13 protein-coding genes are annotated in these 15110 nt (G+C 64.1%); 3 read left to right on the forward strand and 10 right to left on the reverse strand.

Annotation, left to right across the window (positions count from 1 at the left end; translation table 11 throughout):
* Positions 1-451: 451 nt before the first annotated feature.
* The 8 genes from KFB96_RS07010 to KFB96_RS26500 form a co-directional block, all read right to left on the reverse strand.
* Positions 452-1567 (reverse strand): Rpn family recombination-promoting nuclease/putative transposase, encoded by a 1116-nt coding sequence (locus tag KFB96_RS07010; RefSeq protein WP_213501836.1) that lies wholly within the window; start codon positions 1565-1567, stop codon positions 452-454.
* Positions 1568-2160: 593 nt separating this feature from the next.
* A complete protein-coding gene (locus KFB96_RS07015; RefSeq protein WP_213462780.1) occupies positions 2161-2613 on the reverse strand; it encodes a PIN domain-containing protein in 453 nt (150 codons plus the stop codon).
* Positions 2614-2726: 113 nt separating this feature from the next.
* Positions 2727-4184, reverse strand: a complete 1458-nt coding sequence (locus tag KFB96_RS07020; RefSeq protein WP_213501838.1) for a nucleotide sugar dehydrogenase — start codon at positions 4182-4184, stop codon at positions 2727-2729.
* Positions 4185-4230: 46 nt separating this feature from the next.
* Positions 4231-5256, reverse strand: a complete 1026-nt coding sequence (locus KFB96_RS07025; protein WP_213501841.1) for an NAD-dependent epimerase/dehydratase family protein — start codon at positions 5254-5256, stop codon at positions 4231-4233.
* 437 nt (positions 5257-5693) lie between these two features.
* Positions 5694-6044, reverse strand: a complete 351-nt coding sequence (locus KFB96_RS07030; protein ID WP_213462766.1) for a hypothetical protein — start codon at positions 6042-6044, stop codon at positions 5694-5696.
* Between the two features lie 71 nt (positions 6045-6115).
* Positions 6116-6427 (reverse strand): hypothetical protein, encoded by a 312-nt coding sequence (locus KFB96_RS07035; RefSeq protein ID WP_213462778.1) that lies wholly within the window; start codon positions 6425-6427, stop codon positions 6116-6118.
* 742 nt (positions 6428-7169) lie between these two features.
* Positions 7170-7709, reverse strand: a complete 540-nt coding sequence (locus KFB96_RS07040) for a hypothetical protein (RefSeq protein ID WP_213462776.1) — start codon at positions 7707-7709, stop codon at positions 7170-7172.
* A gap of 123 nt (positions 7710-7832) precedes the next feature.
* On the reverse strand, positions 7833-8216 hold the full coding sequence (locus KFB96_RS26500) for a DUF6399 domain-containing protein (protein ID WP_300971792.1): 384 nt from the start codon (positions 8214-8216) through the stop codon (positions 7833-7835).
* A gap of 1871 nt (positions 8217-10087) precedes the next feature.
* Between KFB96_RS26500 and KFB96_RS07050 the strand changes: the two genes are divergently transcribed.
* Complete coding sequence (locus KFB96_RS07050; protein WP_213462774.1) at positions 10088-10297, forward strand: hypothetical protein; 210 nt, start codon at positions 10088-10090, stop codon at positions 10295-10297.
* A gap of 178 nt (positions 10298-10475) precedes the next feature.
* Positions 10476-10685, forward strand: coding sequence for a hypothetical protein (locus KFB96_RS07055; RefSeq protein WP_213462772.1), 210 nt, complete (start codon positions 10476-10478; stop codon positions 10683-10685).
* 1430 nt (positions 10686-12115) lie between these two features.
* Here the strand turns inward: KFB96_RS07055 and KFB96_RS07060 are convergent.
* Entirely contained in the window at positions 12116-13207 is a 1092-nt protein-coding gene (locus KFB96_RS07060; protein WP_213462771.1) for an Rpn family recombination-promoting nuclease/putative transposase, read from the reverse strand.
* Positions 13208-13799: 592 nt separating this feature from the next.
* Positions 13800-14150, reverse strand: a complete 351-nt coding sequence (locus KFB96_RS07065) for a hypothetical protein (RefSeq protein ID WP_213462770.1) — start codon at positions 14148-14150, stop codon at positions 13800-13802.
* A 253-nt stretch (positions 14151-14403) separates the two neighbouring features.
* Here KFB96_RS07065 and KFB96_RS07070 point away from each other — a divergent pair, with 253 nt between their 5' ends.
* Positions 14404-14613, forward strand: a complete 210-nt coding sequence (locus tag KFB96_RS07070) for a hypothetical protein (RefSeq protein WP_213462769.1) — start codon at positions 14404-14406, stop codon at positions 14611-14613.
* Positions 14614-15110: the final 497 nt, after the last annotated feature.

The raw sequence follows: 15110 nt of genomic DNA on the forward strand, positions 1-15110 counted from the left end.
CGTGGTGCCGAGAGGCGAAACACTCGAGGGGCGTGCGAGAGCAACAACAGGTAGGGCTCGGGGTTAGACCGGGTGCCTTTGCGGCCGCCCAACCGGCGTCGGGAGCCTAACCGCGCGACCCGTAAACGTCGTCTTCGGGCACGCTACCGCCCTACCCTGTCATGAATAGGCATCAAAAACAAAAGCATGGCAAAATTGCATTGTCTTTCGGCGTCAACCGGAAGACCGGCGCATCCTATATCAGAGATTCCGCGGCAACAAGGATCGAGCGCTCCGATCGAGACGCCCACGCATTCACCGGGGCCGGGCGTCGGACGCGGAGCGTCCACAAGACACTCCCACGCAGAGCGTGGGAGCGAGCTAGAGGCCGATCGGCCGTTTCCGAATGTGCGACGGGTGACCTGACCCCGGACTCCGCACGTCCCCGGTTTCTCGGTTTCTGCACATGGACCTAGTGTTCGTCTCCGGCACTCATGCTCCGCACGGCCTGCAACCAATGGCTTCCGTCGGGACTGATGAGCAGTTGGTCGCCGAGGTCTTCCAACGTTTGGAGGTCGGCGATGCGCGCCAGCAACGGTTCGGTCTGCTCGGCGATCGTCAATCCAAAACGACGGCGTACCTGACGGACCAGGATGTGGCGGGTCGCCTCGCGACCTTGCTCAATGCCTTGCTCAATGCCTTGCTCCAAGCCTTGCTCCAAGCCTTGCTCCAAGCCTTGCTCCAAGCCTTGCTCCAAACCTTTCTCCAAGCCTTGCTGCATCCCTTCTCGTTTCCACTGATCGGTCCAGGTTTCCAGATTCTCGGCCAACATGTGATACACCTCGCTCAGTTCACCAAGGGGTGGCAGTTGCACGCCGGGCAGGCGCTTGGGCAGGAAGACGCGACCGAACCAGACCGCGAAGTCTCGGCGCAGGCCGGTCTGTTCCGGTGCCTTGAGCCAGTCGAGCACGGCGTGCACGATGCCCATCGCCTCGACCGCCCCGCGGCTGGCCTCGAGCCGAAACAGGGCCGCACTGAGGTTGCGCTCGGGCAGGGGTCCGGCGTTGGCGATGCGCTGCTCGTCGAGCAGCAGGTAAGCCTGTCGCGGGCGATAGCACTCGAGCAGCGGCGGCGCCGGCTCGATGAGCGGCTCCAGCGTCTCGGCAGCACGCCAGGGCGTGACACCATTGTAGAGCACCACGGGGAGGACCGGGGGTAGACGCCCTGCGGCACTCAGGGTCCCGGCGCGAATGAGATCCTGGTAGAGCAGCCCGAGGTAGGTCTGGATGCGCACGGCCATCCAGGGATCGACGGTGGATTGGAATTCCAGCAACAGGTAGATGTAAAGCCAGTCGGGGCCCCAGCGCAGGCGCCAGACGATGTCGTCGGCGCGGTCGCGTAGGTCGTCGGTCACGTAGCTCCCGCTGCAGCGCTCGAGGGTCTCGAGGTCGAGCGCTTGGACCCAATCGCCGGGCACGAAGCCGCGCAGCAGGTCGCGCACCATGGCGGCGTGACCGTAGAGCAGTTTGTAGCCGCTGTCGTGGGTGGGGCCGCGCCGCTGTGTCTTGGATGTCTTCGGTGTCTTCATAGGGCTGATCGATTTCCCTCGCTGTTCTCTCGTTCCCTCGCCCCCGCAACGCTCTGCTTTGCGCCTCTGCTCTCGGGAAGCGGAGCTTCCAGTACCGGGTTCCCAAGCGGAGCTTGGGAACCAGCTCAACGGCGCTGGAGGCGCCCCATCACCTTCGATACGTTCAGCGCGTAACTCGCTCCCACGCTCCGCGTGGGAGTGTAGCCCCGACGCTCCGCGTCGAACCCCGCAGGCGGGGAAACCGCATCCGATCGAGACGCCCACGCATTCACCGGACGTCGGACGCGGAGCGTCCACAAGACACTCCCACGCAGAGCGTGGGAGCGAGCTAGTGACCTTGGCGGCTTCGGCGACGCGGATGCTGCTGGCCGGGTGGGTGCCGGCGGTGATGATCGTCAGGCCCTTGGCGTCGTGTCGAGCTCAGCCGACAGTTGGTTCGCGCGGGCTGCGATTTGCTCGATGCTCAAATCGGGCAAGCCTTTTGGCGCCACGTCGTGTAATCGAACCTTTCTCGGTTGATGGAGACCACAAATCGCTCGGCTTCGACCAAACCGAGCGCGTCAATGAGAGCTCGCATGCCCCGCAGGCGGATTTCAGTTTCCGTTGTCATACCAGTGCTCCAACATGGCGAGAGCCTCTCCGGGCGGGATTACCTTCAGGACCTCCGATGGCGACATTTTCTTGAGGATCCGGTCGTCCGTCGTGACGAACAGGTCCGCACCGCCCGCCATCGCGGAGGCGACATGCAGGGCATCGTATCGGCCAAGCCCGCGTAATGAGAGCTCCTGTGCTTTCGCGATGATTGCCGAGTCCGCGATCACGATGGTGCAGGCCAACGACCGCCATTGCTGGATAGCCAGGCGATGTTCATCGTAGGGGTTGTTCGCGTTCTCGAAGTCCAGCGTAGACGACCAGACTAAATCGCATTCGGACCGCTTCACTTTCTCCTGAATGAGGATCTTCGCTTCGGTTTCCAGGCGAATGCGCGTTTGGGTCTGATCGTCGTAGGGGCGATTGAAGCAACACAGGTCAAGGTAAAGACGCATCAGCGTGATTTCATGGGCTTACGCGAATGGATAGGCGGCTTACCACGAAATCTACCGGTGAGGCGATCGCGTGGCACGACACAACCGATGATGATCGTTCTGTTTAATTTTGCTTAGAGCCGGCCGTCCACCGTATTGAACGGAAGAACGGATTTGACGTCGTAGAGGATCGCCTTGGGTTTGGCCCATCGGCGGATCCCGGTCGCGCCGGTCTCGACGAGGTCGCGGTGTGCGACGGCGAGGATGACGGCGTCGTAGGTGCCTTCGGCCGGGGCCTCGGGCAGACAGTCGAGGCCGTATTCGTGCTTGGCCTCCGCGCGGTCGATCCAGGGGTCGTAGCAGTCCACGGCGATGTTGTATTCGCGCAGGGCCAGGATGATGTCGATGACGCGGGTGTTGCGCAGGTCCGGGCAGTTTTCCTTGAAGGCGAGGCCGAGGACGAGGATGCGGCTGTTGCACACACCGATGCCGCTTTGGAGCATGAGCTTGACCACGGTCTCGGCGACATGCGCGCCCATGCGGTCGTTGATGCGTCGCCCGGCGAGGATGACCTCGGGGTGGTAGCCGATGGCGACGGCCTTGTGGGTCAGGTAGTAGGGGTCCACACCGATGCAGTGTCCGCCGACCAGGCCGGGGCGAAAGGGGAGGAAGTTCCATTTGCTCCCGGCGGCTTCGAGCACCTCGAGGGTGTCGATGCCGAGCTTGTTGAAGATCAGCGCCAACTCGTTCATGAGGGCGATGTTGAGATCGCGCTGGGTGTTCTCGATGACCTTGGCGGCCTCGGCGACGCGGATGCTGCTGGCCGGGTGGGTGCCGGCGACGATGATCTGGTTGTAGAGGGCATCGACGATGGCAGCGATCTCCGGGGTGGAGCCGCTGGTGACCTTTTTGATGGTGGTCAGGCGGTGCTCTTGGTCGCCGGGGTTGATGCGCTCGGGGGAGTAGCCGCAGTAGAAGCCGTTGTTTTCGGGTGTGGGTGGCGGCTCGTCCGTGGTCTCGGCGGTGGGTTGTCGGATTACGCTGTCGCTGATCCGACCTACGCGTACGCCTTCGCCTGCACCGGATGCTCGGCGGTCGGGATTCGGGAGCGCCGCGGGTGCCGTGGTGCGGCGATCGGTATGGATGTAGGTCAGACCGGAGGCGCGGGCGAGCACGGGAACGCAGTCTTCCTCGGTGCAGCCGGGGTAGACGGTGGATTCGTAGATGACCAGGTCGCCGGGTTTGAGGACCTTGCCGACGGTCTCGGACGCCTTGATGAGGGGCGTGAGGTCGGGGCGCTTGTACTCGTCGACCGGGGTGGGCACGGTGACGATGAAGATGCGACAGGGGCGCAGGGCATCGAGGTCGTCGGTGTAGGTGAGCTGGCGGGCGGCGGCGAGGTCCTCGGGGCTGGTCTCGCGGGTGCTGTCGCGACCGGCTGTGAGCTCGGCGATGCGGGCTTGGTTGATGTCGAAACCGATCACCGGGCGATGTTTGGCGAACTCCACGGCGAGCGGCAGACCGACGTAGCCCAGGCCGATGATGGCGATGGGGGTGTCGGGGTTTGTGAGATGGGCGAGGTGTTGGGCCATGTGGGTTCGGGGTTCGGGGTTCGGGGTTCGGGCGGACGCTCGGGGGCTAAGTGTGCCGGCTGTACCAGGGAAGGGCGATCTCCAGTCCCTCCTCGAGTCGATGGGTGGGTGCGTATCCCAAGCGCGTGGCGGCCTTGGTGATGTCGGCCAGGCTGTGGCGGACGTCGCCGGGGCGGAAGTCGCGGTACGTGGGTTGTGCGCCCTGCAGGTGCGGGTAGCGCGGCAGCAGGTGGCGGTGGATCAGGGTGTAGAGATCGTTGAGCGTGGTGCGCTCGCCGACGGCGACGTTGTAGACCTGGTTGGCGGCTGCCGGGTCGGGCGCGGTCGCGGCCAGGAGATTGGCTTGCACGGCGTTGTCGATGTAGCAGAAGTCGCGACTGGTCTCGCCGTCGCCGTTGATGAAGACCTCTTGGCCGGCGATGAGCGCGGCGGTCCATTTGGGGATGACCGCGGCGTAGGCGCCGTCGGGGTCTTGGCGTGGGCCGAAGACGTTGAAGTAGCGCAGGCCGATGCTGTCCAGACCGTAGGCGCGCGCGAAGACGTCGGCGTACAGCTCGTTGACGACCTTGGTGACGGCATAAGGCGAGAGCGGTTTGCCGATGACGTCTTCCTGCTTGGGCAGGCCGGGATGGTCGCCGTAGGTGGAGCTGCTGGCGGCGTAGACGATGCGCTTGGCCCCGGCATCGCGGGCGGCGACGAGCATGTTGAGAAAGCCGTCGATGTTGGTGGCGTTGGTGGTGATCGGGTCTTCAAGCGAGCGCGGTACCGAACCGAGCGCGGCTTGGTGCAGGACGTCGTCGACGCGGGCGCAGGCTTGGCGGCAATCGGCGAGGTTGCGGATGTCGCCTTCGATGAAGCTGAACCGGTTCCACTGGGCGGCGGTGACCAGGGTTTGGACGTCGTCGAGGTTGTGCTGATGGCCGGTGGCGAAGTTGTCGAGGCCGACGACGGTTTGGTCGAGCCCGAGGAGCGTCTCCAGGAGGTTGGAGCCGATGAAACCGGCCACGCCGGTGATGAGCCAGCTGCGTGGGCTCTCGCGGAGGGCGCGTTGGACGCTGTCGAAACGAGTCATGAGGTTCCGAGCCGGAGGTCGGCTGTTGGCATTCCGGGTAGGGTGCGGTTGCACCGCGATGGACTAGTGTAGCGGTGCAGAGATTCCGAGACCGCCCATGATCATCTTCGTTGTCGTAATTGTCGTCGTCGTCCTATCGATGGTCGATTACGACAACGACAACGAACGGTCTCGACACATCTGCTGTGCTGCACTAGAGCAACCGATGGTGGCGCGGTGGCATGCTGTGTGCCACCCCAGGCGGGTGCCGTGATGGGGATGCTTGTTGGGGCGACTAAAGTCGTCCCTACGTGTCGCTACGTGCCGATCCATACTCGATCCGGGAATCGCCTTAGGCGATTTCCGGGAATGATCATCCCGGCCGTGCGTGTTGCCGATGCTTACCGGGCGACTAAAGTCGCCCCTACATGTTGGTCGATGCTTTCCCGGGAATCACCTTAGTCCCGGTAGCCGGAATGGGTGTCTTCGGGATCGTCGAGCAGGCTCCTCGGGTCGGGATCGCACAGCTTGATCGACAATCGGGTGATGCTGAACGGGTCCACGGGATCGCTGTGGATGAAGAAGCGTGCGACCAGGCTCACATGCCGGGGCGCTTTGACCCGACCGGCGGTCAAGCCCATCTCGTTGCGACGTGTCCGTTGGGTGAGGTGTTGGAGCCACTTCAGCACGGGCCAGGTCCGGGCGAAGTGGCTCCAGGGCCGCACGAACCGCCCGGTCGCGACGTAGAAGAGCACTTGGTCGAGGATTGGATCGACGTGCCGGCGCGGCTGGAATCCATGTGCATCCATCGCCTCCGCGACGGTACGTCGCAGCGGCTCCTCCGGGGCCGGGGCATGAAACCGTTCCCCCCCACGGGATATCAGCTTGATGAATCGGCTTTTCCGACGCAGTAGAAACCGCCTCCGGAATAGGGCACGCCGTTGTAGTCGAGAGCCTGCGGATGGTAACCGTCCGCACGTTCGAATCCTCCATCTCGGCAGTGCTCGTCTCCGACTTGCTGAAGGCTCGGGGGAACCGGGCCGAACAAGCCGGGGTCGTTCCACGTTTTGCCGTCTCTGCCGTCGACGATCCGCGGAGCCGTCTTGGCTGGCTCGCTTCCTGGACCGACCAGGGCCGGAGCACATCCAGCCAACATAAAAAGGGGGATGATGACGAGATAGGCCGATTTCATGATGATCTCCGTTTACGTTCGGTTTTTTCCTGACTCAGGTGGTCTACAAGAGCACTCGCGCGTACCGGCTCTTGCCGATCAATCTCAGGCCGGCTGTGGGGCGGGTTTTGCCCGCTACGAACCCGGAGCATGTCTGCAAGACCGCGTCGAAATCAAGTCCAACCCGCATGTGCGATCGAGGCTTTGGCTGGTAGAGAAGCGAGAGTGAATTCCACTGCAAACCGCTCCTCTATTGGTCGACAGCGCTGGATTAGCCCTTAGTGACGGGGCATCGACATGGCCGGAGTGAATCGGCAGGAGGCGTTGCCACGATCCAGTTGGCGCCCGAAATGCCGTTCAGACACGCTATCCGTTAACCCTGTCGTTTCGGGGCATGGCCGTGGGGTCGCCGATTTACGAGACGTTCTCACCTAAACCGCGTCCAGAGCGACATGCGTCATTTTCATTTTGCATATGGCTTTGGAGATGTCCTCGATCTCGGTGAGACGCGGTTTATAATTTGATATTTTTTAATACTTTAAACCGCGCCGGCTCCAGCGGTTGTGAAATCCGCCGGGGCCGATCCCATCCAAAAACATCGCATACCGCACTGGGCGCGGTTTAAACCGCCCGTGATCCTAGCAACTCGGTCCGGGAGGGACAAGCGCATCCTGATGACCGGTTGCGGGTGCCTCGGGTGGTCGCTTGTTTTGTTTGCGTTCAACGGCGGGGGCCGTGATGGAATGCTGTCCCGGAAAGCACCTTAGTGCCGGTACCCGGAATGGGTGTCTTCCGGATCGTCGAGCAGGCTCCTCGGGTCGTGATCGCACAGTTTGATCGACAATCGGGTGATGCTGAACGGGTCCACGGGATCGCTGTGGATGAAGAAGCGGGCGACCAGGCTCACATGCCGGGGCGCTTTGCACCGGCCGGCGGTCAAGCCCATCTCGTTGCGACGTGTCCGTTGGGTGAGGTGTTGGAGCCACTTCAGCACGGACCAAGTCCGGGCGAAGTGGCTCCAGGGTCGCACGAACCGCCCGGTCGCGACGTAGAAGAGCACTTGGTCGAGGATCGGATCGACGTGCCGGCGCGGCTGGAATCCATGCGCGTCCATCGCCTCCGCGACGGTACGTCGAAGCGGCTCCTCCGGGGCCGGGGCACGAAACCGCTCTCCTTCCGGGGCGTCTTCATGGGCACGCAGAATGAGAAACAGAAAGGCCGCAACCGAGAACCCGCGCGGGAGCAAGCCGTAAAGCGTCCCGAGCTGCTCGCGCAGCAGGTCGTCGAGCCATTCGACGGGCAAACGCCCGTGATTGCGTGCGATCCGATCTCGGAGCAGTGCGCACTCATGGACGGCATGCTCGGGAAAGGCATCGCACGGGCCTTGTTCATTATCCCGTCCACCGCCATCAGGCCGCGACCGGCATCAGATAGGGTAGTTTCGGCGGGCGTGGCCGTCGGCGTCGGGGTCGCGGCGGCAAGGGCACACGCAGGAGAGCTCCTCGAACAGTGCGGGATGTGTCCGCCCGAAGAAGCGCTCGGCGGCGGTCGTGCCGTCGGGACGGCGGATGTGGAAGTTGTGCACGGCGGTGAGCGCGGCGAGCCTGCGGTCGCTCAAGCGATGACGCCCGTGATGATGCAGCGACAGTTGGCCGTTGCGTCCTTCCACACAGGAGCTGCTGCGTTGGAACAGATCGGCGCAAGCGCCGGCGACCTGTTCGACCCGAGCGCTGTCCTCGGGCGCGAGACGCTGCAGCGGATGATCGGCGCGCCGCAGGACGTCGAGCAACGCGGTACTCGCCGCCTGCACGCGGTGTCGGGTCTCGGCCGCGGTGCTGCGGGCGGCGACGCGCTTCGAGGTAGATGCCGGGGATGAGCTGCTCGAGGACCGCCGCTTCCAGCTCCGGGGATAGCGCGAGGGCCTCGACCCTGGCGGTCACGGTGGCGAAGAAGAACGCGAGCGTGGCGAGCCACTGCACGGTCAGGCGCTCGGCCTTGGCGAGGCGTTCGCGAGCGCGCTCGGGCAGCTCGGCGGCCTCGGCCAATCCCTTCAGGCGCGTCCAGACGTCGGTGAAGCGCGCCGCCACGCGCTCCACCGGCTGCGTCTGTCCATCCACCGGATCATACGGGTGATACAGCACGCCGAGCTCGCGGATCAATGCGCGCGCCTCGCTCTGCCGCTCCCGTGCGCGGTCGCGTTCGGCTTCGACGGCGACCAGCGCGCTCAGGGCGGCGCCAATGCGGGTCTCGAAGGCCGGTGGACGCCCGAGCGGGCGCGGCACGCGCGCCTCGAACGCCTGCTGCGCCGCGCGCTCGGCCTCCCAGTGCTTCTGCGCGGCCGCCACGCCGGCTTCAGCGCGGCGCACGTCGCGCGCCAGCGCCAAGGACGTGGCTTTGGAGACCTCGTGTTGGCCGTGAAAGAGGTCCGGGGAATGCTGCGCACGGAGGTCCGTCTCGGCATGGCGACGCAGCGCCTTGGCCTCGTCGGCGGTGCTCTGGATCACCTCCACGGCGAGCCCCGTGCAGGCGTCCTGAAGCGCGGCGGTCCAGGTCGCCGCGGTGCGATCCGCGGCGTATTGCTCCAGCACAATGAGGTTCGACTCCGGCTCGATGGCCACCAGGCAGATCCCCGGATGAAAGGTTTCGTCCTCGCACACCGTCACCTGACGCACCGGCATGCCCTCGGCGAGCGCCGTACGCTGCTCCGCGGCCACCGCGACCACGGCCGTTTCCAAGTCGACATTGAGCGCGTGCTGCGCGCCGTCGCTGACCCCGACGAAGGCCGACAGCCCGCTCAGCTCCAGGAATTCACTCACCAGCCGGGTGCCGCCCGCCGCCCGCAAGGTGATGCTGAAATGCGCCGCCAACACCATCCGATGCAGCCAAGCGATCCCCTCCGGGGTGCGTGCGAAGGCCGTCAAGCCCGTCGGCGGATCCCCGCGCGGAACCTCCCCGCACCAGTCGCGCAAGGTGCTGCGCGCAATACCCATCTCGGTGGCCACGGCGCGTTTGCGTCTCCCCGCCGCCAGCCGTGCTTCGGCCGCCGCGATGTGCTCGGCTTGCTCCAAGCGTGTGCGTCGCGTCATGAGCCGATGCTCCGGCCCGGTCTCGAACGTCCGGGTAGCGCAGCGCCCGCGCTTGGTCTAAAGTCACTCTCGGCAGGATCTTCGAACATCTTTTCGAACCCTCGGTTAGTTTGCACTTCCAAGGGTATGAAATTTCGTGGGTCCTGCCAAATCCCCGCATGCCCATCACCAAGCCATGAACTCGGACTTGGACGGGACTATGAACAACGCCCATCGCACGGCTTGTAAACGGCGAGCGCCAAGGAGCGTGCCCGTGAGTCCGGGTCGACGACGTAGTATTCGTACCAGCCGCTGGTGGGCATGCTCTGGTCGGATTGGTCTCGGGCGGCGCGTCGGGTTGAGGGGGTCCGCGTTTCACGGTTGACTGCGCTCGAGCGGCTCGAAACGCCGGACAGGGTTCCGGTTTTCATGCGTCGTCGGCCAGATCTTCCGGCGCGTTGCGGAGTGGCGAAACACTCGAGGGGCGTGCGAGAGCAATAACAGGCGGAGTTCGGGGTTAGACCAGGTGCCTTTGCGGCCGCCCAATCCGGCGTCGGGAGCCTAACCGCGCGACCCGTAAACGTCGTCTTCAGGCACGCTACCGCCCTACCCTGTCATGAATAGGCATCAAAAACAAAAGCATGGCGAAATTGCATTGTCTTTCGGCGTCAACCGGAAGACCGGCGCATCCTATATCAGAGATTCCGCGACAACAAGGATCAAGCGCTGCCCCGTCGATGTCCGGCGCGGCGGCTTCGTGGTTGCCAAGGAGATCAAGGCGCAGCACGTCTCGCACGGCGCGCGTGGTCTGGATTCGCGGTTATGAGAGGCAGTCTTTCCGGCGCGTTGCCGAGAGGCGCGACGCTCGGGGGCGTGCAAGAGCAACAACAGGCGGAGCTCGGGGTTAGACCGGGTGCCTTTTTCGGCCGTCCAATCCGGCGTTGAAAGCCTACCCGTGCGACCTTTAAACGTCGTCTTCAGGCACGCTACCGCCCTACCCTGTCATGAATAGGCATCAAAAACAAAAGCATGGCGAAACTGCATTGTCTTTCGGCGCCAACCGGAAGACCGGCGCATCCTATATCAGAGATTCCGCGACAACAAGGATCAAGCGCTGCCCCGTCGATGTCCGGCGCGGCGGCTTCGTGGTTGCCAAGGAGATCAAGGCGCAGCACGTCTCGCACGGCGCGCGTGGTCTGGATTCGCGGTTATGAGAGGCAGTCTTTCCGGCGTGTTGCCGAGAGGCGCGACGCTCGGGGGCGTGCGAGAGCAACAACAGGCGGAGTTCGGGGTTGGACCAGGTGCCTTTTTCGGCCGCCTAATCCGGCGTTGAAAACCTACCCATGCGACCTTCAAACGTCGTCTTCGGGCACGCTACCGCCCTACCCTGTCATGAATAGGCATCAAAAACAAAAGCATGGCGAAATTGCGTCGTCTTCCGTCTACCGGAAGGAAGGCGCATCCTATATCAGAGATTCCGCGGCAACAAGGATCGAGCGCTCCGATCGAGACGCTCACGCATTCACCGGGCCGGACGTCGGACGCGGAGCGTCCACAAGACACTCCCACGCAGAGCGTGGGAGCGAGCTAAGGTCGGCCTCGATCATCCCTTCGCCCACTGCGGCCACCGAATGCGTCGTCAGGCCATCCTGGCCTGACAGAATCAGGGCTGGAAGCCCTGAGGACCGACCGACCCTACGGTTGGTAAGCGGGTCAGGATCGCGGTTCACCTGGAACCCGGATCGGGTCGGGCTGACGGGATTGCGCCCGTCAGCCCTCCCACACCACCGGACATGCGGTTTTCCGCATCCGGCGGTTGGACTCATGCGCCTTCTCAATCCACCAGCCGGGAGTCGCCCCTTGCCACCTCCAACGTCCCCTCCGGATGATCCACATCCCTCGGCTCCGCAGTCCCGCAGGGTGGCTGCCGCAGTTGCAACGCCCTCGGGTTCAGATGACTTCGCGGGTGCGCTCCCCCGTCCGTTCGGACCGGTGCACGCGTCCTTCGGCCCTTCGCTCCACCCGCGTTACCGGGCTTCCTCGCTACTACGGCCTCTGCTGACTTCTCGAACCCTCTCAGGCCCGAGATCTCCCCGGGTAAGGTGCCAAGACTCTCGGCCCGTGCCGCCAAGCTCTACCTGATGCGTCTTTCGGTGACAGTTGGATTTCGCGGTCCCCAGCACGCTCATCGCCCGCATCCGGCCTCACTGCTTGTTCGTGTTCCTACGGTCGTGCCTTTGATCCACGCTTCTTTCAGCTTGGCCTCACGGCGTCCACCTTGCGCTTCACTACGGTTGTCGTCACTCTCTCCGGCGACCTCCTCTCAGGTCGCAAGTCTTGGCCCATGCCGGGCACACTAGGGTCCGCTGTGCGGACCGGGGGCGGCTGATACGGCGTCGATGGTGCGCATGTCATGGCCCGCGGCATCGACGGGGCGGGTTCTGCGGCCTCGGCGTGGCGGCGGTCAAACGACGCGATTGAGGTGCGCGGCGGTTGCGGTCCGCACAGCGGACCCTACGGTTTCCCCTCGTTCCCAAACTCCGCTTGGGAATGCGGCCTGCAAAGCTCTGCTTTGCGTGTCTGCTCTGGGAAAGCAGAGCTTCCAGTTCCGGGTTCCCAAGCGGAGCTTAGGAACCCGCTAAAATCAGTGTTCCTCGCCAACACTCATGTGCCGTAACGCGCGCAACCAATCCTCCCCGTCGGGACTGATGAGCAGTTGGTCGCCAAGGTCTTCCAACGTTTGGAGGTCGACGATGCGCGCCAGCAGCGGTTCGGTCTGCTCGGCGATCGTCAATCCAAAACGACGGCGTACCTGACGGACCAGGATGTGGCGGGTCGCCTCGCGACCTTGCTCAATGCCTTGCTCCAAGCCTTGCTCCAAGCCTTGCTCCAAGCCTTGCTCCAAGCCTTGCTCAATTCCTTGCTCAATGCCTTCTCGTTTCCACTGATCGGTCCAGGTTTCCAGATTCTCGGCCAACATGTGATACACCTCGCTGAGTTCGCCAAGGGGTGGCAGTTGCACGCCGGGCAGTCGCTTGGGCAGGAAGACGCGACCGAACCAGACCGCGAAGTCTCGGCGCAGGCCGGTCTGTTCCGGCGCCTTGAGCCAGTCGAGCAAGGCGTGCACGATGCCCATCGCCTCGTCCGCGCCGCGACTGGCCTCGAGCCGAAACAGGGCCGCACTGAGGTTGCGCTCGGGCAGGGGTCCGGCGTTGGCGATGCGCTGCTCGTCGAGCAGCAGGTAAGCCTGTCGCGGGCGATAGCACTCGAGCAGCGGCGGCGCCGGCTCGATGAGCGGCTCCAGCGTCTCGGCAGCACGCCAGGGCGTGACACCATTGTAGAGCACCACGGGGAGAACCGGGGGTAGACGCCCTGCGGCACTCAGGGCCCCGGCGCGAACGAGATCCTGGTAGAGCAGCCCGAGGTAGGTCTGGATGCGCACGGCCATCCAGGGATCGACAGTGGATTGGAATTCCAGCAGCAGGTAGACGTAGAGCCAGTCGGGGCCCCAACGCAGACGCCAGACGATGTCGTCGGCGCGGTCGCGCAAGTCGTCGGTGACGTAGCTCCCGCTGCAGCGCTCCAGGGTCCCAAGGTCGAGCGCTTGGACCCAGGCGCCGGGCACGAAGCCGCGCAGCAGGTCGCGCACCATCGCGGCGTGACCGTAGAGCAGTTTGTAGCCGCTGTCGTGGGTGGGGTCGCGCCGGCGTGACTTGGATGTCTTGGGTGTCTTCATAGGGCTGATCGATTTCCCTCGCTGTTCTCTCGTTCCCTCGCCCCCGCAACGCTCTGCTTTGCGCCTCTGCTCTCGGGAAGCAGAGCTTCCAGTACCGGGTTCCCAAGTGTAGCGGCGACTTCAGTCGCCCATAAGCCTCGGCGCGGGCATGTCGGGGCGACTGAAGTCGCCCCTACCCTCTTCGACCTCGGCGCGGGTGTCTCGGGAGTGTGTAGGGGCGACTTCAGTCGCCCGTAAATCTCGGTACGGGCGTCTCGGGGCGACTGAAGTCGCCCCTACCCTCTTCGACCTCGGCGCGGGTGTCTCGGGAGTGTGTAGGGGCGACTTCAGTCGCCCGTAAATCTCGGCGCGGACGTGTCGGGGCGACTGAAGTCGCCCCTACCCTCTTTGACCTCGGTGCGGGTGTGTCGGGAGTGTGTAGGGGCGACTTCAGTCGCCCATAAATCTCGGTGCGGACGTCTCGGGGCGACTGAAGTCGCCTTTACGTCGCCCCTACGTCGCCCCTACGTCGCCCCTACGTCGCCCGTACGTCGCCCGTACGTCGCCCGTACGTCGCCTCTATGTGTTGTTTGATGCTTCTTCGGGAATCGCCTTAGTCCCGGTAGCCGGAATGGGTGTCTTCCGGATCGTCGAGCAGGCTGCTCGGGGCGGGATCGCACAGCTTGATCGACAATCGGGTGATGCTGAACGGGTCCACGGGATCGCAGTGGATGAAGAAGCGGGCGACCAGGCTCACATGCCGGGGCGCTTTGCACCGGCCGGCCGTCAAGCCCATCTCGTTGCGACGTGTCCGTTGGGTGAGGTATTGGAGCCACTTCAGCACGGGCCAGGTCCGGGCGAAGTGGCTCCAAGGTCGCACGAACCGCCCGGTCGCGACGTAGAAGAGCACTTGGTCGAGGATCGGATCGACGTGCCGGCGCGGCTGGAATCCATGCGCGTCCATCGCCTCCGCGACGGTACGTCGAAGCGGCTCCTCCGGGGCCGGGGCACGAAACCGTTCCCCTTCCGGGGCGTCTTCATGGGCACGCAGAATGAGAAACAGAAAGGCCGCAACCGAGAACCCGCGCGGGAGAGAGCAACAACAAGTAGGGCTCGGGGTTAGACCGGGTGCCTTTGCGGCCGCCCAACCGGCGTCGGGAGCCTAACCGCGCGACCCGTAAACGTCGTCTTCAGGCACGCTACCGCCCTACCCTGTCATGAATAGGCATCAAAAACAAAAGCATGGCGAAATTGCATTGTCTTTCGGCGTCAACCGGAAGACCGGCGCATCCTATATCAGAGATTCCGCGACAACAAGGGTTGAGCGCTGCCCCGTCGATGTCCGGCGCGGCGGCTTCGTGGTTGCCAAGGAGATCAAGGCGCAGCACGTCTCGCACGGCGCGCGTGGTCTGGATTCGCGGTTATGAGAGGCAGTCTTTCCGGCGCGTTGCCGAGAGGCGCGACGCTCGGGGGCGTGCAAGAGCAACAACAGGCGGAGCTCGGGGTTAGACCAGGTGCCTTTTTCGGCCGCCCAATCCGGCGTTGAAAGCCTACCCGTGCGACCGTCAAACGTCGTCTTCAGGCACGCTACCGCCCTACCCTGTCATGAATAGGCATCAAAAACAAAAGCATGGCGAAATTGCATTGTCTTCCGTCTACCGGAAGGAAGGCGCATCCTATATCAGAGATTCCGCGGCAACAAGGATCGAGCGCTCCGATCGAGACGCCCACGCATTCACCGGGGCCGGGCGTCGGACGCGGAGCGTCCACAAGACACTCCCACGCAGAGCGTGGGAGCGAGCTAGAGGCCGATCGGCCGTTTCCGAATGTGCGACGGGAGACCTGACCCCGGACTTGCAGGCGAGGATGGCGACGGCGCCGAGGCCGCGCAGGGTGGCCATGCTGCTGTTGACGATGTTGAACA

The organism is Thiocapsa sp. (genome assembly GCF_018399035.1).
In the GTDB taxonomy this organism is placed as follows: Bacteria; Pseudomonadota; Gammaproteobacteria; order Chromatiales; family Chromatiaceae; genus Thiocapsa.